Source organism: Streptomyces sp. NPDC050509 (assembly GCF_044457965.1).
Lineage (GTDB): Bacteria > Actinomycetota > Actinomycetes > Streptomycetales > Streptomycetaceae > Streptomyces.
Genome location: NZ_JBITHL010000017.1, coordinates 108,961 through 125,183, shown reverse-complemented (window position 1 = coordinate 125,183; position 16,223 = coordinate 108,961). Strand labels below are relative to the sequence as shown.

General features: G+C 70.3%; 15 protein-coding genes and 1 other RNA gene. 11 read left to right on the top strand and 5 right to left on the bottom strand.

Features of this window, described 5'->3' with window-relative positions; all coding sequences use genetic code 11:
- The first annotated feature begins 28 nt into the window (after positions 1-28).
- The gene (locus ACIBJC_RS35390; protein WP_399299779.1) at positions 29-913 is read left to right on the top strand and encodes a hypothetical protein; all 885 of its coding nucleotides are present in this window, start codon (positions 29-31) and stop codon (positions 911-913) included.
- A 121-nt stretch (positions 914-1,034) separates the two neighbouring features.
- On the opposite strand, the gene ACIBJC_RS35385 is transcribed toward ACIBJC_RS35390, so the two are convergent.
- Positions 1,035-1,229, bottom strand: coding sequence for a hypothetical protein (locus ACIBJC_RS35385; RefSeq protein WP_384925586.1), 195 nt, complete (start codon positions 1,227-1,229; stop codon positions 1,035-1,037).
- Positions 1,230-1,544: 315 nt separating this feature from the next.
- Between ACIBJC_RS35385 and ftsE the strand changes: the two genes are divergently transcribed.
- From ftsE to phzG, 8 genes are all read left to right on the top strand, one after another.
- Complete coding sequence (ftsE, locus tag ACIBJC_RS35380) at positions 1,545-2,234, top strand: cell division ATP-binding protein FtsE (protein ID WP_329826805.1); 690 nt, start codon at positions 1,545-1,547, stop codon at positions 2,232-2,234.
- 110 nt (positions 2,235-2,344) lie between these two features.
- Positions 2,345-3,265 (top strand): permease-like cell division protein FtsX, encoded by a 921-nt coding sequence (gene ftsX, locus ACIBJC_RS35375; RefSeq protein ID WP_329826806.1) that lies wholly within the window; start codon positions 2,345-2,347, stop codon positions 3,263-3,265.
- 67 nt (positions 3,266-3,332) lie between these two features.
- Positions 3,333-4,523, top strand: a complete 1,191-nt coding sequence (locus tag ACIBJC_RS35370) for a S41 family peptidase (RefSeq protein WP_399299774.1) — start codon at positions 3,333-3,335, stop codon at positions 4,521-4,523.
- A gap of 83 nt (positions 4,524-4,606) precedes the next feature.
- The gene (smpB, locus tag ACIBJC_RS35365; RefSeq protein WP_399299771.1) at positions 4,607-5,086 is read left to right on the top strand and encodes an SsrA-binding protein SmpB; all 480 of its coding nucleotides are present in this window, start codon (positions 4,607-4,609) and stop codon (positions 5,084-5,086) included.
- Between the two features lie 138 nt (positions 5,087-5,224).
- Positions 5,225-5,611, top strand: a transfer-messenger RNA (tmRNA) gene (gene ssrA, locus ACIBJC_RS35360).
- Between the two features lie 215 nt (positions 5,612-5,826).
- Positions 5,827-6,315: a PhzA/PhzB family protein gene (locus ACIBJC_RS35355; RefSeq protein ID WP_399299768.1), complete on the top strand. Its 489-nt coding sequence runs from the start codon at positions 5,827-5,829 to the stop codon at positions 6,313-6,315.
- A gap of 85 nt (positions 6,316-6,400) precedes the next feature.
- A complete protein-coding gene (locus ACIBJC_RS35350) occupies positions 6,401-6,724 on the top strand; it encodes a hypothetical protein (protein WP_399299881.1) in 324 nt (107 codons plus the stop codon).
- Positions 6,725-6,764: 40 nt separating this feature from the next.
- The gene (phzG, locus tag ACIBJC_RS35345) at positions 6,765-7,403 is read left to right on the top strand and encodes a phenazine biosynthesis FMN-dependent oxidase PhzG (protein WP_399299766.1); all 639 of its coding nucleotides are present in this window, start codon (positions 6,765-6,767) and stop codon (positions 7,401-7,403) included.
- A 104-nt stretch (positions 7,404-7,507) separates the two neighbouring features.
- On the opposite strand, the gene ACIBJC_RS35340 is transcribed toward phzG, so the two are convergent.
- The 3 genes from ACIBJC_RS35340 to ACIBJC_RS35330 are packed head-to-tail and all read right to left on the bottom strand — an operon-like array spanning position 7,508 to position 11,051.
- Entirely contained in the window at positions 7,508-8,923 is a 1,416-nt protein-coding gene (locus ACIBJC_RS35340) for an aldehyde dehydrogenase family protein (RefSeq protein ID WP_399299763.1), read from the bottom strand.
- Entirely contained in the window at positions 8,923-10,023 is a 1,101-nt protein-coding gene (locus ACIBJC_RS35335) for a phenazine antibiotic biosynthesis protein (protein ID WP_399299761.1), read from the bottom strand. Before ACIBJC_RS35335 ends, ACIBJC_RS35340 begins: the two co-directional genes overlap by 1 nt.
- A 35-nt stretch (positions 10,024-10,058) precedes the next feature.
- Positions 10,059-11,051 (bottom strand): ParB N-terminal domain-containing protein, encoded by a 993-nt coding sequence (locus ACIBJC_RS35330; RefSeq protein WP_399299879.1) that lies wholly within the window; start codon positions 11,049-11,051, stop codon positions 10,059-10,061.
- Between the two features lie 374 nt (positions 11,052-11,425).
- Here ACIBJC_RS35330 and ACIBJC_RS35325 point away from each other — a divergent pair, with 374 nt between their 5' ends.
- Both ACIBJC_RS35325 and ACIBJC_RS35320 read left to right on the top strand, forming a co-directional pair.
- Positions 11,426-12,262 (top strand): PhzF family phenazine biosynthesis protein, encoded by an 837-nt coding sequence (locus ACIBJC_RS35325; protein ID WP_399299758.1) that lies wholly within the window; start codon positions 11,426-11,428, stop codon positions 12,260-12,262.
- Between the two features lie 131 nt (positions 12,263-12,393).
- Entirely contained in the window at positions 12,394-15,039 is a 2,646-nt protein-coding gene (locus ACIBJC_RS35320; protein WP_399299756.1) for a LuxR C-terminal-related transcriptional regulator, read from the top strand.
- Here ACIBJC_RS35320 and ACIBJC_RS35315 read toward each other — a convergent pair.
- On the bottom strand, positions 15,036-16,211 hold the full coding sequence (locus tag ACIBJC_RS35315; protein WP_399299753.1) for a hypothetical protein: 1,176 nt from the start codon (positions 16,209-16,211) through the stop codon (positions 15,036-15,038). The two genes, ACIBJC_RS35320 and ACIBJC_RS35315, sit on opposite strands and share 4 nt — an antisense overlap.
- Between the last annotated feature and the right edge of the window lie 12 nt (positions 16,212-16,223).

Below are 16,223 nucleotides of genomic sequence, written 5' to 3'. Positions count from 1 at the left end.
CGAATGAGCTACTGGGGGTAGCAAGCAGATGACCAAAAAGACGCGGATCCGCGTGGCGCGTGTGGCGGCCGGCGCGGTAATCGCCGCGGGCGCCTCGCTGACCATCGCGGGCGCCGCTCAGGCCGCCGGTATCGGCGTTTCCGTCGAGACGGGCATTGTCGATGTCGGCCTCGGTATCGGCAACGACACCGAGGGCGCGACCGACGGTGGCGGCGACCCGGGTGGCGTCGACAGTGGCGGCACGACCGACGGTGGCACCACGGACGGTGGCACGACCGACGGTGGTACGACGGACGGCGGGACCACCGATGGTGGGACGACCGACGGCGGCACCACGGACGGTGGGACGACCGACGGTGGCACCACCGATGGTGGGACGACCGACGGTGGTACGACGGACGGCGGGACCACCGATGGCGGCACCACGGACGGTGGCACCACCGATGGTGGGACAACCGACGGTGGTACGACGGACGGCGGGACCACCGATGGCGGCACCACGGACGGTGGCACCACCGATGGTGGGACGACCGACGGTGGCACCACGGACGGCGGGACCACCGATGGTGGCACCACCGACGGCGGCACCACGGACGGCGGCTCCACCGATGGTGGGACGACCGGCGGCTCCACCGCAGGCGGTTCGACCGCCACGGGCGGCTCGGCCACCGGCGGCGACAACGGCGCCGGCACCTGCACCGTCGACCTCGACGGCGCCGCGTGCGCGGACAACACCGAGACCGACAACGCCGGCTCGAAGCCGGTGCAGCAGGGTGAGGCCAAGGAGGAGCTGGCGGAGACCGGCGCCGCCGAGACCTCGTTCCTGCTGATCGGCGCCGCGACCATGATCGCGGGTGGCATCGGCTTCCGGATGCTGCCGCGTCTGGTCGGCGGTGGCCGTACCGCCGTCTGATCATCACGCGGTCGTCCGACCGCGGCACGGCGTGACCGCCTGACGGTGTGAGCGCTCGATCACGGCAGAAGGGCCCGGGCATCAAGCCCGGGCCCTTCGTCCTGCGCGTGTGTGCGTGATGTCACGCGGGCTGATAGGTCGCGACGAGCGCCATCGCCGCGAGCAGCAGCACCACCAGTGTCAGCAGCGCTACGGGGCTGAGTCCCCCCAGGGGGCCCTGCTGCTCCAGGCGCTCCCGGTGAGCACGGCACACCCGGCATCTGCCCTCGGTGACCGGACCCGCGCAGTTGGCGCACACCAATCGGTCGTAGGTCATGCGCATTCCTCCTCACCGCGCGGCGGAGCCGCTGACAGCGTCTGTCCGCTCAACGCTCGGGGGAACACGACCGTTCCCCACCCCCACTGTGCCAGTTTCCGGCCGGTTCGGCGCGGCCGGACGGATTCAGGCCGGACCCGTACCGGTGGCGGCGGCTGCGTATCCGTGATAAATCGCCCAAGCCGGTACCCGTCCACCCCCGGACCGGTCATGCCCGGACCCTCGTGACGGTCCGACTTCGGATGCGGACTGCGCGTGCCAGTCGGGTTCGCGTAAGGTCTCGCTCACCTACTCCCGGCCGACCGTGGTGCACCCGTGATCCGATTCGACAACGTCTCCAAGACCTATCCGAAGCAGAACCGCCCTGCCCTTCGTGATGTCTCCCTCGAAATCGAGAAGGGCGAGTTCGTCTTCCTCGTCGGCTCCTCCGGCTCCGGAAAGTCGACCTTTCTCCGACTGCTCCTGCGTGAGGAGCGCACCAGCCACGGCATGGTGCATGTCCTCGGCAAGGACCTCGCGCGCCTGTCCAACTGGAAAGTGCCGCAGATGCGCCGTCAACTCGGCACCGTCTTCCAGGACTTCCGGCTGCTGCCGAACAAGACCGTCGCCCAGAACGTGGCGTTCGCGCAGGAAGTCATCGGCAAGCCGCGCGGTGAGATCCGCAAGGCCGTCCCCCAGGTCCTCGACCTCGTCGGTCTCGGCGGCAAGGAGGACCGGATGCCCGGCGAGCTGTCCGGTGGTGAGCAGCAGCGCGTGGCGATCGCGCGCGCCTTCGTCAACCGCCCCATGCTGCTGATCGCGGACGAGCCCACGGGCAACCTCGACCCGCAGACGTCGGTCGGCATCATGAAGCTGCTGGACCGCATCAACCGCACCGGTACGACTGTCGTGATGGCGACCCACGACCAGAACATCGTCGACCAGATGCGCAAGCGCGTGATCGAGCTGGAGAAGGGCCGCCTCGTGCGTGACCAGGCACGCGGCGTCTACGGATACCAGCACTGACCACCGCCGTTCCGCTCGCCGAGCGGCGCTGGACCGTCGAGTCACCGCGCCGTCGGGTCACCGATTCACCGAGTCACCGAGCACTGAGTATCGAAAGCTGAAAGGACGCCATGCGCGCCCAGTTCGTCCTGTCGGAGATCGGCGTCGGTCTCCGTCGCAATCTCACGATGACCTTCGCGGTCATCGTCTCCGTAGCCCTCTCGCTCGCCCTGTTCGGCGGCGCGCTGCTCATGCGCGAGCAGGTCAGCGTGATGAAGGACTACTGGTACGACAAGGTCAACGTCTCCATCTTCCTCTGCAACAAGAACGACGCGGCGACCGCGCCCAAGTGCGCCAAGGGCGCGGCCACGGGTCAGCAGAAGGACCAGATCAAGGCCGATCTGTCCAAGATGGACAACATCGTCGAGACCGTTCACTACGAGACGTCGGACGAGGCGTACAAGCACTACAAGGAGCGGTACGGCGACACCCCCATCGCCGCGACCATCACACCGGACCAGATGCCGGAATCCTTCCGGGTGAAGCTGAAGGACCCGGAGAAGTACCAGGTGGTCGCGACCGCGTTCGCCGGCCGGGACGGGGTGGAGTCCGTCCAGGACCAGCGGAACATCCTGCAGAATCTCTTCGACCTGATGAACGGCATGAATATCGCCGCACTCTGTGTGATGGCGTTGATGCTGGTCATCGCGTTGATGCTGATCGTCAACACCGTGCGCGTATCGGCGTTCAGCCGGCGCAGGGAGACCGGGATCATGCGGCTCGTCGGCGCCTCCAGTTTCTACATCCAGATGCCGTTCATCATGGAGGCCGCGTTCGCCGGGCTGATCGGTGGCGGGGTCGCCTGCGTGATGCTGCTCCTCGGCCGGTACTTCCTGATCGATCACGGCCTCGCCCTCGCCGACAAGATGCAGTTGGTCAACTTCATCGGCTGGGACGCGGTGCTCGCCAAGCTTCCGCTGGTGGTAGCGATCGGTCTGCTGATGCCCGCCGTGGCCGCTTTCATCGCGCTGCGCAAGTACCTCAGGGTGTGACAAGCGCCCTTGGCGTGGTGACGACAAGCACCGTCCGGCCGGGTCGCGTTGTCCTAGACTCAACGCCATGTCGGGTTCCGAGTCGCTTCTGAGAGCCCGCGGTTTACGCCGCGGGGCGGCCCTGACATTGGTTTTCGCGACCGTGCTCGCCACGGCCGCCGCCACGAACTCCCTGCCGCGCACCAGCGGTGAGGCCCCGTCCGACCCGGCCCGGCCCGTCACCTCGACGGCCGACCGGGACGAGGTCGCACGGGCCGCCGCCGACGCCATGGCCAACGGAAAGTCGGCCACGGACGCCGCGGAGGAGGTCGTCAGCCGCAGCGGGGACCGCTGGGGCGCCGTCTACGACAAGCGGGAGTACGAGGAGTTCCGACAGTCCCTCGACGGCGCGTACACGGGGGTGGGGCTCTGGGCCCGACGTACGGCGGGCGGCCTGGTCGAGGTCACCCGGGTCCAGCCCGGCGGACCCGCCGGGAAGGCCGGGATCGGCGCCGGTGACCTCATCCGGGAGATCGACGGCCGCAGCGTCTCCAAGCGCCCCGTCACGGAGGTCATGGCGCTGCTCCGCGGCGACGGGGCCGGCACGGCCGGCGCCTCCGGCGAGAGCGCCGTGGGCACCCCCGTGGCGCTCGGGCTGGAGCGCGACGGCCGGCGGTGGACGGAGAGCCTGCGCCGCGCCCGGCTCACCACCGAGTCCGTGACCGTCGACACGATCGAGGGCGGCGCCCTGCGGATCAAGGTCGGCGCGTTCACCAAGGGCACGGGCGAGCGCGTACGGGACGCGGTCCTGGACGCGCCGAAGGGCGCCGGTGTCCTGCTGGACCTGCGGGGCAACGCGGGCGGGCTGGTCAGCGAGGCCGTCCGGGCCACCTCCGCCTTCCTCGACGGCGGCCTGGTCGCCACGTACGACATACGGGGCGAGCAGCGCGCGCTGTACGCGGACCCCGGCGGCGACACCGAGCGGCCCGTGGTCGTGGTGGTCGACGGCGGCACGATGAGCGCGGCCGAGCTGGTCACGGGCGCCCTCCAGGACCGCGGCCGGTCCGTCACGGTCGGCTCGCGGACCTTCGGCAAGGGCTCCGTCCAGATGCCGAGCAAGCTCCCCGACGGCTCGGTGGCCGAGCTGACCGTGGGCCACTACCGCACCCCGGCCGGCCACGGCGTGGACGGTCAGGGCGTCACCCCCGACCTCCAGGTCGGCGACGGAGCCCAGGAACGGGCCAGGACGGTGCTGACCGGCCTCGGCGGTACGGAGTAGGACCCGGACGCCGGAGGACTCCGCCGGGTACGGGATCCGCGCCGCGTAAAGGAGTTGCGCGGGGGTGCGAAAATGGGGGGACCATGGCTAAGGAAAAAGGGCGCAAAATCATTGCGCAGAACAAGAAGGCGCGGCACGACTACCTCATTCTCGACACCTATGAGTGCGGTCTCGTGCTCACCGGCACCGAGGTGAAGTCCCTGCGCCAGGGACGTGCCTCACTGGTGGACGGCTTCGTGCAGATCGACGGGCACGAGGCATGGCTGCACCATGTGCACGTCCCCGAGTACACCCAGGGGACCTGGACCAACCACAGCGCCCGCCGCAAGCGGAAGCTGCTGATGCACCGGGCCGAGATCGACAAGCTGGAGTCGAAGTCGCAGGAGACGGGGCACACGATCGTGCCGCTCGCCCTGTACTTCAAGGACGGCCGGGCCAAGGTCGAGATCGCGCTCGCGAAGGGCAAGAAGGAGTACGACAAGCGCCAGACGCTCCGCGAGAAGCAGGACCGGCGCGAGACGGACCGGGCGATCTCGGCGGTCAAGCGGCGCGAGCGCGCCTGACCTGGCGGTCGGCACGCGGGGCCCTGCGGGCCGTGCCCGGGCCGTGCCCCGCCGGGGAATGGACTGGCCCCCGGACGCGTTGGTCACGTACGATGGACCGTGCACCCCACAGAGGGCGCACGTTTGAAAAATAAACATGGGGATGATCGGTTTCGACAGCGGATGTCGAAGCAGGGGAAGCGAGTCGAGGAAGCGGCAATGATCTCGTTAACCATATGTCGCAAACAATAATCGCCACTTCCAAGCGCGATTCCTCCGCCTTCGCCCTCGCTGCCTAATTAGCAGCTAGCGAAGACTCTGCGGAGTGTCAGCCCGGGGCTGTTCCCGACCCGGATCCTGGCATCAACTAGGGAACTAAACTTCTGAATCCGGTCACGGGGTTGAGAAGGAAATCAAACAGTGACTGAGCCCGTCGGAGACTTGTCCGTGTGATCTCCGGGGCCGAGAAAATCATAGCGGACTGCACTCGGAGAAGCCCTGGTTCCGCACCGTTGGACGCGGGTTCGATTCCCGCCATCTCCACAATTCCCATGTGAGACGAAGGCCCCACTGCCCCGGCAGTGGGGCCTTCGTCGTTCCCGGACATACGCCCCGGACATACGCCCCGGACCGCGCGAGCGGTCACGCCGGCCAGGGGTGATCACTGGCCGGCGGTATAGAGAAAATATGGATCGGGCCCCGGCGGGTATAGCCGACGCCGCCATGATGGCGGCCGGTGGCTATCAGAAGGGGAATCATCCATGGCTGACGTCAGGAACGACCAGGGATTCGACCGCGATGGCGAACTGCGACGGCTCAATCGGGAAACGGTCGAGACGTACATGCACACCACGGGAGAGGACCGTCTGCGCAGGCATCTGCTCTTCACCGAGGACGGCAGCGGTGGGCTGTGGACCACCGACACCGGGGAGCCCATCGTCATCCGGGGCCGGGACCGGCTGGGTGAACACGCGGTGTGGTCGCTGAGGTGCTTTCCCGACTGGGTGTGGTTCAACATCGAGATATTCGAGACGCAGGACCCGAACCGGTTCTGGGTCGAGTGCGACGGGGAAGGGAAGATCCTTTTCCCCGGGTATCCCGCGGGGCACTACAAGAACCACTTCCTTCACTCGTTCGTGCTGGAGAACGGGAAGATCAAGCAGAACCGCGAGTTCATGAACCCGTTCGAGCAGTTGCGGGCCCTGAGCATCCCCGTACCGGAGATCAAGCGGGAGGGGATCCCCACCTGAGGACGTACCGCTTACCTGAGGACGTACCGGTGACGCGAGTGCTCCGTTGCTCGTTCGTGAAGGAGGTTTGTGCGCTGTGAAAGCCATGATCGCCTGGTGGGATCTCCAGCAGTCCGACCAGACCATCGATTCGATGCGGGATTTTCTCCGGGACGAGGCGGTGGAGGCCTGGGCCGGTGTGCACGGGCTGCCGCTCAAGTTGTGGATCGCGGACCGGGAGAACGACCGCTGGGGAGCGGTGCTCCTGTGGGAGTCGGCGGAGGCCGCGGCCCCGCCCCACCCCCGTAGCGCCGCCGAGCTGATCGGCTATCCCCCCACCCACCGGACCTGGTTCGACATCGAGGCGGTGACCGAGGGCATCCACTCCCTGCCCGCCCTGGCCGGGTTGGGACTGGCCCTTGAGAACTGAACGGCACCACTCCGAACGGCACCACTCCATGGAGACGCGTATGAGCGGGACCCCGCAGGAGACCCTTCCGCAGTCCACCGAACCGCTGCCGCCGGAGTTCGGGACACCGCCGGCCGACCCGATCCCGCTCTTCCGCGCGTGGCTGTCGGCCGCCGCCGAGAGCGCGGTACGGGAGCCGGGTGCGCTGGCGCTGGCCACGGCCGACGCACAGGGCCGCGCGTCGAACCGGATCGTCCAGCTGGGCCGGGTGACCTCCGACGGCTTCGTGTTCACCACGCACACGGGCAGCCGGAAGGGCCGCGACCTGGAGGTGACCGCCTGGGGATCGGCCGTGCTGTACTGGCGCGAGCTCAACCGGCAGATCGTGCTCAGCGGGCCGGTCACCCGGCTGCCCGACGCCGAGTCCGACGCGCTGTGGAGCGCCCGTCCGGTCGAGGCGCAGGTGATGACCTCCGCCTCGCGTCAGAGCGAGCCGCTCGGCGATGTCGGGACACTCCACGCCGAGGTCCGCCGGCTGACCGCTCTCGGCGGGCCGCTGCCCCGGCCCGGGACGTTCGCCGGATACCACCTCGCGCCGGACCAGGTGGAGTTCTGGCAGGGCAGCGGGGACCGTCTGCACGGGCGGCTGCACTACCGGCGCGTCGACGGCGGCTGGGAGACCTCCCGGCTCCAGCCCTGAGGCGCCGTACCGCTGAACGGGAAGGGGCGCCCGGCCACCAGGTGGCCGGGCGCCCCTTCCCGTGTCCGGGGCCGTGTCGGCGTCAGAGGTCACCCGACCGGCTCTCAGCCCCGGATGACGGTCTTCGTCCGCATGAGGAAATCGGAGAGGTACCCGTCGTGCGGCATACCGATGTCCGTCCAGTGGGTGGGGTGGCCGCCGAGGTGGAGATTGCCGATCGTCGGCTCGTCCACCAGCTCGTCGATGAGCCGCTCGTCCTCGGTGACCGCGGTCAGGACCAGCGTGTCCACCAGCGGCGCGATGCCCTCCGCGCGGGTCCAGGGCGCCACCCACACACAGGGGTAGGGCAGTTCGATGGAGACCTGCGGCGCGTCGGACCGGTCGACCTGATGGACGGTGGGGCGCAGCACCGCACCGCCGTCGCCGAGTTCGTCGACGAAGCCGGAGCCCCCCAGCCAGGCGCGTGTCCCCGAGGCGTTGGCGAGCACGTACCGCTCCAGGGCGCGGGCGGGGGCCAGTGCCTGGACGGGGAGCACGGCCTTGTCGTCCTCCGGCGGCAGGCTGGGGATCGCGGCGAGCCGTTCGGCGAGGGCCTCGGCCACGGGCGCGGGGTCGCCCTCGACCAGTACCGCCGTGGTGTTCACACAGCCCGTGCCGCCGTGGTGGGCGACCGAGTCGACGATCATGTCCAGGTGTCGACGCCAGTCGGCCCCGGCGGTCAGCAGGATCTTGGAGCGGCCCGGTTGCTGGCGCAGGATCGTGGGGTCGTCGTCGAACCTGCGGATGATGTCGTCGCCCCCGTACGCCAGATCGGCGCCGCGCAGTACGGCCTCGCCGGCCTCCTGCTCGGTGGGGAGCAGGACGACCTGGTCAGGACCGAACCCGGCCTCCCGCAGCGCCGTGATGAGCCGGTGCGGGGTGAAGGGCTCCCGGCGGGAGGGGCGTACGGCGACCCGGAAGCCCAGGGCGAGCGCCTCCAGCCACAGGCTGTGGGCGCCGGGGTGCACACCGGAGGCATGGACGGCGAGGACGTCGCCGCGCCGGGCCCACACGGCCCGTCCGGTGCGGGTGAGCGGATCGCGCCAGCCGCCGACGGCCCCGGCGGGCCGGGCGTACTGCACGCTGTCGTACACGTGCGCGGCGCGGTGCGCGGCGTTGCGGGTGGCCGCCCGGATCACCGAGATCGGCAGCCCGGAGACCCGGCTCGTGCGGTACTCGTAGTCGGCCACGGACAGGCCGCCCAGGGTGGCCGTCGCGAACAGGGCGCCGGCGCGGGCGATCGCCGCGATGCGGGCGTCCGCGGGCAGCGGGTCCGCCTTGTGCAGCGCGCTCATGGCCCGGGAGACGAACAGCGTGGGGACCAGGCCCAGTTCGGCGGTCGGACGGCCGGCCACATCCCGGATGTCCTGGTGCTTACGGGAACGGTAGGCGCCCCCCGGGCCCAGCGCGTCCAGCCGTACCGGCTCTGCGGGGGCGTCGGTGCGCGGGTCTGCGGGGGTGTCGGTACGTGGCTCGGCCATCAGTAGACCCCTTCGATGACGGCCTCGTCCTCGAAGCGCGCGACGGGGGCGATGTCGGCGACCGCGTCACCGACCTGGCCCGGCAGCGGTTCGACCCGGACGGCCAGATCGCGTTCCAGGTTGTTGGGCAGGAAGAGCGCCTTGCTGACATGGTTCATGACGACCTGACCGCGCTCCCCGTAGGGGACGAGCCGCTTGGTCTCCGGGTTGACGACCGAGAACGTGATGTACGGGGAGAACGTGTCGAAGACGCAGGGGTCGTCGTCGGTCAGCCCGAGCCGCTGGCCGGCTATGCCGAGGATCATGGTGCTCCCGTAGTGGCCGTAGAGCGTGACCTCGGGGAAGACCTCGGTGCGGTAGAGATGGCGGGAGTCGGCGTCCATCTGGGTGCCGCCCCATCTGATCGCCCGTACCTTCCGGTTGACCAGATCGACGAGTTCGTCGCGGCGCGCCAGCCGCTCCAGCAGCGGGGGAGTGATCGCCATGACGCCGATGTCCTGCGTCCGCAGCACGAACGCGGCCTGGTCGATGACGTGTTCGGCGTAGGCGTCCGCCTGCTCGTACGCGCCCTCGGCGATGAGCCGCTTCACCCAGCGCGGGTCGAGATCGACGGTGTGGCCCACGGATCCGTGCGTGGCCGCCGAGCGGGCGAACAACTGGCCGACGATGTGCGGTCCGGTGGGGGTGATCCCCAGCCAGTTCGCGCCGCGTGGAAATCCGTGCGCGTCGAGGTTGGCGTTGCTCCAGGCGACCATCCGGTCCAGCCAGTCGCGCAGGCACACGACGCGTTTCGGCGCGCCCGTGGTGCCGCCGCTCTCGAAGACGCCCACGATCCCGGGGGCGCCGCCGTAGCCGCGCGGGACGAGGTCCTGGACCCGTACCTCACGCAGCTCGTTCACGACGTTCGGGAAAAGCTTGAGGTCGTCGTGGCTCTTGACGTCGCTGCGGGGATCGAAATCCAGGGTTTTGGCGCGCTCCAGCCAATAGGGCGATCCCGTGTCCGGGCCGAAGTGCCATTCCATCGCGGCACGGATGAACTCGTCGGGGTCGGGCCGCGCGTCGAACGGTAGATCCAGAACCGGGTTGACCACTCGCGACACAGTAACTCCTTGTCATCTGATGCGGATTTCTTCGCTCACCTGGGGGTGGGGGAGAGCCGCTGGGATCGCTCCTCAAGTCGTCCCGCGAGTTCGTTCCAGGTGGCGGCGCATTCACGGGCCGCTTCGGACAGAGCGGTCAACGCGTGTTCCGGAAGGGTGTCGATCAACTGCTCGTGCCGATTGGCGTACAGCGACTGGGCGTCGAGCAGACGGAGCATGAAACGTCCTGCCTCGGTGAACCGCAGGGAGGGGTCCTTGCGCAGAATGGCCAATGCGTGCCGTCCCGCTTGGGGAGGCAGGTGATGGAGGGTGCCGGACGGGGTGTTCCGGCTTTTCCTGTCCTTCTTTCCGCCGGTTTCCTTCGCCTCGCGACGGGCGACCCGCGGTACGGATTTCTCGGGGGCTGGGAATGTGTGCCGTACGAGAACGGGGTCCTGGCCGCGTCTCAGTTTCTCCCGTACGTCGCGCACGGTCTCCGGTGAGATACCGGCGAACCTGGCCACTTCGCGGAGGGAGCCCTCCGGATGGGCACTCAGGTATTCGGCGGCCAGCCGGCGCCCGCGTTCGCTGTTGACCGGCCGGGCGCGTCCGTCCCTGCCGACCCGGACGAGCGGCTGGTGCGCCGTGCCCGCCGTGCGCTTGCGGACCTCGCCGACGGTCTTGGGGGACAGCCCGGTGGCGGAGGCGATCGCCCGGTCCGACCACTGCGGATGGGAGACCACGATGCGCGCCGCCGCGCTCCGGCGCTCCGCGAGGGTGAGCGGCAGCCCGTGCCCGACATTGAGCCGTACGCCGAGCACGAACGCGTCCTGCTCCGTGCCGTCGAAGAAGTTCACCCGTATGGTGTGCTCACCGCGGAGAATCGCCGAACGCACCCGGTGCGTACCGTCGATGATCCGCATGGTGGACCGGTGGACCGTGATAGGCGGCAGGATTCCCCCGGTCTCCGTGAGGGTCTGCACATGGCTGCTTATCTCGCCGCCGATCCGAGGGGAGTCCGCCGGGAGCAGCAATTCCACCGGCACCATCTCGGTCACCGGTGCATCCGGATCGGCAGTGTGTGAAAAGTCCCTGAGTAAGAGGTTTGTGGCGTCAGCGGCGGGCATCGATGCACATTCTCCCTTCAGTCTTCTGATCGGCTGTCGGGCTCACCTTGAACACCATCATCCGTTTTGCTTCTATACGCAGGCGGCGGAAGGCTATACTTTTCCTATATTCTCGCCGCCGTCCTGGGCGGAACAGCGGCGTCCCGGCGCCCCGGGAAGGCATCCGGTGCTCAGGGCGCTGCCCCGCGGACACGGCTGTGCGACTGAGGGAAACCGGCAGTTGGACACCGGCTGCCGGTCACCGTCCCGGAAGGGATTGCTTGGCGTGGCGGAAGCCCACTGGTAGCTTCACCGAAATGCATCCCTATGTAGTCGCGGACGCCTTCACGGAAACTCCGTTGGAAGGGAATCCGGTCGCCGTCTTCTTCGACGCTCTCGATATTCCCACGGAGCGCATGCAGAAAATCGCCCGGGAGATGAACCTCTCGGAAGTCACTTTCGTCCTCCCCGCGGAGAACGGCGGGGACGCGCGCATCCGTATCTTCACCCCCGTGAACGAACTGCCCTTCGCGGGGCATCCGTTGCTGGGTACGGCCGCCGTGCTCGGCGACTCCATCGACGGCGACCGTCTCTCGCTGGAGACCGCCATGGGCGTGATCCCCTTCGCGTTCGACCGGGTGGACGGCAGGATCGCCACCGTCCGCATGCGGCAGCCGATACCCACCTGGGAACCGTACGAGTACGCCGACGAGCTGCTCGCCGCGCTCGGCCTGGAATCCTCCACGCTGCCGGTGGAGGCCTACCGGAACGGGCCCCGGCACGTCTTCGTGGGCCTGCCCGACGTGGCGGCGCTCTCGGCGGTACGGCCGGACCTCCTCGCCCTCGCGAAGTTCCCCGACATGGCGGCCAACTGCTTCGCCCCGGCCGACGGGCACTGGCGGAGCAGGATGTTCTCGCCCGCGTACGGGGTGGCCGAGGACGCGGCGACGGGTTCGGCCGCCGGGCCGCTCGCGATCCACCTCGCACGGCACGGGCTGAGCGAATTCGGCCGGCGTACCGAGATCCTCCAAGGCGTCGAGATGGGGCGGCCGGCGACGATGATCGCCACCGCCCAGGGAGCCGGCGAGCGGGTCGGCTCCGTCGAGGTGGGCGGAGCCGCGGTCATCGTCGCCCGGGGAACCCTGCACGTGTGACGGCCCCGGCGGCATCCGGACAGGAGCCACCGGACAGGGCCCGGGCCGGCACAGAAATCGGACAGCGCCCGGACCGGCACAGGGAATCGGACAGGGCCTGGGGGCGGCACAGCGACATGGCGGAAGAGACCGTGACCGAGTGGCCCCTCGTCGGCCGCGACACCGAGTTGCGAAGGATCGGGTCCGCGGTCGGCAGAGGGCGCGGCGTGCTGCTCAACGGCGGCCCCGGCGTCGGCAAGAGCCGGCTCCTGCGGGCGGCGCTGCGCCGCGCGGCGGAGGACGGTGCCGAGGTGCGGTGGCTGAGCGGCGCGGGCCGGGGCGAGGAGGAGACGTCCGCGCTGCTGGCCGACTGGGCCGACGGGTACGTCGGCGAATCCCTGGGCATCCCCGCGCACTTCCTCGACGCCGCCTACCCCGGCGGGCGGTTCGTGCTCGGTCTCGATGACGCGCACCTCCTCGCCCCGGCGCCCGCCGCCCGGCTCAGAGGGCTGGTCGCGGACGGCCGTGTGACCCTGGTGGCCGCGGCCGAGGCCGGCGCCCACGCGTCCGACGGGATCAGCAGACTGTGGGTCGAACGGTCGGTGGAGCGGCTGGAGGTCGGCGCGTTCGACAGATCCGCGCTGGCCGACGCCGTCCACACGCGGCTCGGCGGACACGTCGTCGCGTCGGCGCTGGAATCCCTGTGGGGGCTCACCCTCGGCAACGCCCTCCTGCTGACGGAGGTGGTCGACTCCGGGGTGGCCGCCGGCAGCCTCCGCCGCGAGGACGGGGTCTGGCACTGGACGGGCGCGGACGTCCCGCAGAGCAGCCGTCTGACCGATCTGGTGCGTCTGCGGATCGGCCGGCTCGCCCCGGACGAACGCGAACTGGTGGAGATGATCGCGCTCGCCGAACCGCTCGAAGCCGGGCTGCCGGTCGTGGCGGGACTGGCCCGCGCCGCGGAGTCCCTCAACCGGCGGGGCGTCGTCGTCGCGGAGCGGAGCGGGCCGCGGCTGCTCCTGCGGCTGGCCTACCCCCTGTACGCGCCGGTTCTCGCCGCCGCCCTGCCCGAACTGACCGCTCTGCGATTGCGGCGGAGGCTCGCCGACGCCCTCGACATCGCCGGACCGCGGAGCGACGACGACCTGCTGCGGATGGTCGTCCTGCGGATCGACGCGGGACAACTGCCCGACGCCGAGCGGCTCCAGTCCGCCGCCCGGATCGCCCTGCGCCGACTGGACTTCGTACGCGCCGAACGGCTGTGCCTGCTCGCCCTCCGGGCCCCCGGAGGCGACACCACCGCGTGGGCGCATCTGCGGGGTCACGCCCTCGCGGGCCAGCGGCGCCACGCGGAGGCCGAAGCCGTCTTCGAGGCGGCGTGCGCCTCCGGCGCGCCCGGCGCCGCCGTACCGCCGGCCGCGTTCGTGCCCGCGGTACGGGCCCGTGCGGTCAACATGGCCTGGGGACTGGGCCGCGTCGAGGACGCCGCGGCCGTGCTCGACGCGGCGGTCGCGGTGACCCCGCAGGCCGACCAGGGGCCGCTCCAGGAGACACGGGCGGTCATGAGCCTGCTGGCGGACCGGCTGCCGGAGGCCGCGGCCATGGGGGAGACCGTACGGGCCGGGCATCCCGGCACGGCCGCGGCGCGGGCCGTACTCCCGCCCGCGGCCTTCGCCCGTACCGAACTGGGCGACGCGGCCGGGGCGCTCGCCCTGCTCGGGCACGACAGGCCCCTGCCGGACCCCCGGGACGACCAGGACGGTCCGACCCGTCACCTGGTGACGGCCTGGGCCGCGATCAGCGACGGCGCGACGGCGCAGGCCGCCGCCGTGCTGGACGGCCTGCCGGACCACACCGCCGTCGACGACCGGTCCCACGCCCCGCGGATCGCGACGGTACGGGCCCGCCTGTACCGCGCCTCGGGGCGGCTGCCCGAAGCGGTGGTCCTGCTCCGGCAGGCCGCCGCGCCGGGGAACACCTGGGACTGGCTCACCACCAAGGCATGGCGGCTCGCCCAGTTGGCCGGGGCGCTGGCCGAGGCGGGGGAGCACGCCGAGGCGTTACGTACCCTCGTCGAGGTCCGCTCCGAGGAGGCCGGCACCGTGCCCTACCCGGTCGCCTCGGACGGGGTGGCCATGGAACGGGCGCTGGTGATCGCCCACGTCGGGGACTTCGCCGGCGCGGCGCAGCAGTCGCTGGACCTCGCCGGGCGGGCGGCCACGGCGGGCCGCCGCTTCCAGGCACTGGCCGCCCTGCACCTGGCGGCCCGGCTGGGCGAGGCGCGCGCCGTCATGGAGCGGGCCTCGGCCCTCGCCGGGGACACCGGCTCCCCGCTGGCCGGACTCCAGGCCGGGCATGTGCGCGCCCTCGCCGCCGACGACGGGGACGCCCTCCACGAACTCGCCTCCCGGGCCGAGGCGATGGGGCTGCGCCCGCTGGCCGCCGAGATGTCCGCCCAGGCCGCCCGGGCCCACCAGACGGCCGGGCGGCATCGCAGGAGCCGGGCGGCCCGGGCCAGGAGCGTGGAGCTGACGGACGGGTCCGGCGCCACCCTGCCCCCGTGGGCGGCGCTGTACGGGCCGGGCCCCGCGCCGCTCACCAGCCTCACCAGCAGGGAGCGCGAGGTGGCGGCGCTGGCGGCGTCCCTGCTGTCCAACCAGGAGATCGCCGACCGGCTGGTCGTCTCCGTACGCACCGTGGAGAACCATCTGCACCGCGTGTACGGAAAGCTGGGCGTCACCGCCCGCGCCGAACTCGCCCACCGGCTGGACCCCGGGCCCGCCCCGGACCGAACCTAGAGCACGATCTTCTGGTGCGATCCGATCAGTTCGTCGATGCGGCGGTCGACGCTTGCCGGGACGTCCTGTTCGTCGCGCAGGAGAACGGCGATGAGACGCCCGAGTTCGGCACACTCCTCGGCGGTGAAGCCGAGACGGGTGATCTCGGAGACACCCAGCCGCAGGAAACCGTCCACATTGATCCGGTGCCGCCCGAGGTGGTCGCGCAGCCGCTTCGCGTCGTCCAGCGGGACATCGATCAGCACCTGGTGGCAGTAGGTGAGTTCGGTGAAGTTCTCCGCGCTCACCCCGCGCAGCGCGATGCCCTCGTCGTGCAGCGAACGGGCGATGCTGCGCGCGTTCACGACCACTTGTCTCGCGTACTCCTCCCACCGGGTCTCTTCGAGCACGATCCCGGTCGAGGCGATCCGGGCGAGATGCGGATTGCAGATGAGGGTGGGGCCGTTGAGCGGGGTGAAGTTGGACAGCGCCTCCACCCGCCGGTGGATCTCCTCGCTGTTGGTGAGAACGATGCCGCCCTGGGGGCCGGGGAAGGTCTTGTGCGTCGACCCCAGCAGCAGATCGGCGCCCTCGCGCAGGGGGTCCTGGTACTCGCCGCCGGCGATCAGACCGAGGCTGTGGGAGCCGTCGTACGCGACGATCCCGCCGTACGAGTGAACGACCTCGCTGATCTCGCGGACGGGCATGGGGTACGTCACGATCGACGAACCCAGGACCACCAGAGGCGGTTTCACCTCCAGCAGGAGGGCGGTGGTGGCCTCCAGGTCGACCTGCCAGTTCTCGTCCGAGAACGGCAGCGGCAGCGGGCGGCGGTTGAAGACCGCGTAGTCGAGCGGATATCCGCCACCGGGAAAGAAGGGAGGAATCCGTCCGACATGGTCGTCGACCCCGGTGAGGGCGAAGACGACGGCCAGCAGGCTCATGTTGCCCGATATCGGCGACAGGTTCGCGTACTCGGCGCCGAACACCTCGCGCGCCAGGTTCGCCACGTGCGCGGTCATCTTCCGGGACGGCTCCGTACCGGAGTAGAAGTCGGCCGCGTAGCGCTGGGAAATGTCCGAACCCAGCGGGGCCCTGGCGCGGTCGGTCATGCGGTTCTCGCTCACGATGAGATTCAGCGAGTTCAGGCGCGCCGCTTCGTGCGCGGTGAGGAAGTCTTCGACGGTTTCCATGGTGATTCCTTC

Excerpts from the sequence above, each read along its gene's own strand:
- ACIBJC_RS35390 (WP_399299779.1), top strand. The coding sequence starts at position 29 with ATGACCAAAAAGACGCGGATCCGCGTGGCGCGTGTGGCGGCCGGCGCG.
- ACIBJC_RS35385 (WP_384925586.1), bottom strand. The coding sequence starts at position 1,229 with ATGACCTACGACCGATTGGTGTGCGCCAACTGCGCGGGTCCGGTCACC.
- ftsX (WP_329826806.1), top strand. The coding sequence starts at position 2,345 with ATGCGCGCCCAGTTCGTCCTGTCGGAGATCGGCGTCGGTCTCCGTCGC.
- ACIBJC_RS35370 (WP_399299774.1), top strand. The coding sequence starts at position 3,333 with ATGTCGGGTTCCGAGTCGCTTCTGAGAGCCCGCGGTTTACGCCGCGGG.
- smpB (WP_399299771.1), top strand. The coding sequence starts at position 4,607 with ATGGCTAAGGAAAAAGGGCGCAAAATCATTGCGCAGAACAAGAAGGCG.
- ACIBJC_RS35355 (WP_399299768.1), top strand. The coding sequence starts at position 5,827 with ATGGCTGACGTCAGGAACGACCAGGGATTCGACCGCGATGGCGAACTG.
- ACIBJC_RS35350 (WP_399299881.1), top strand. The coding sequence starts at position 6,401 with ATGATCGCCTGGTGGGATCTCCAGCAGTCCGACCAGACCATCGATTCG.
- phzG (WP_399299766.1), top strand. The coding sequence starts at position 6,765 with ATGAGCGGGACCCCGCAGGAGACCCTTCCGCAGTCCACCGAACCGCTG.
- ACIBJC_RS35340 (WP_399299763.1), bottom strand. The coding sequence starts at position 8,923 with ATGGCCGAGCCACGTACCGACACCCCCGCAGACCCGCGCACCGACGCC.
- ACIBJC_RS35330 (WP_399299879.1), bottom strand. The coding sequence starts at position 11,051 with ATGGTGCCGGTGGAATTGCTGCTCCCGGCGGACTCCCCTCGGATCGGC.
- ACIBJC_RS35325 (WP_399299758.1), top strand. The coding sequence starts at position 11,426 with ATGCATCCCTATGTAGTCGCGGACGCCTTCACGGAAACTCCGTTGGAA.
- ACIBJC_RS35315 (WP_399299753.1), bottom strand. The coding sequence starts at position 16,211 with ATGGAAACCGTCGAAGACTTCCTCACCGCGCACGAAGCGGCGCGCCTG.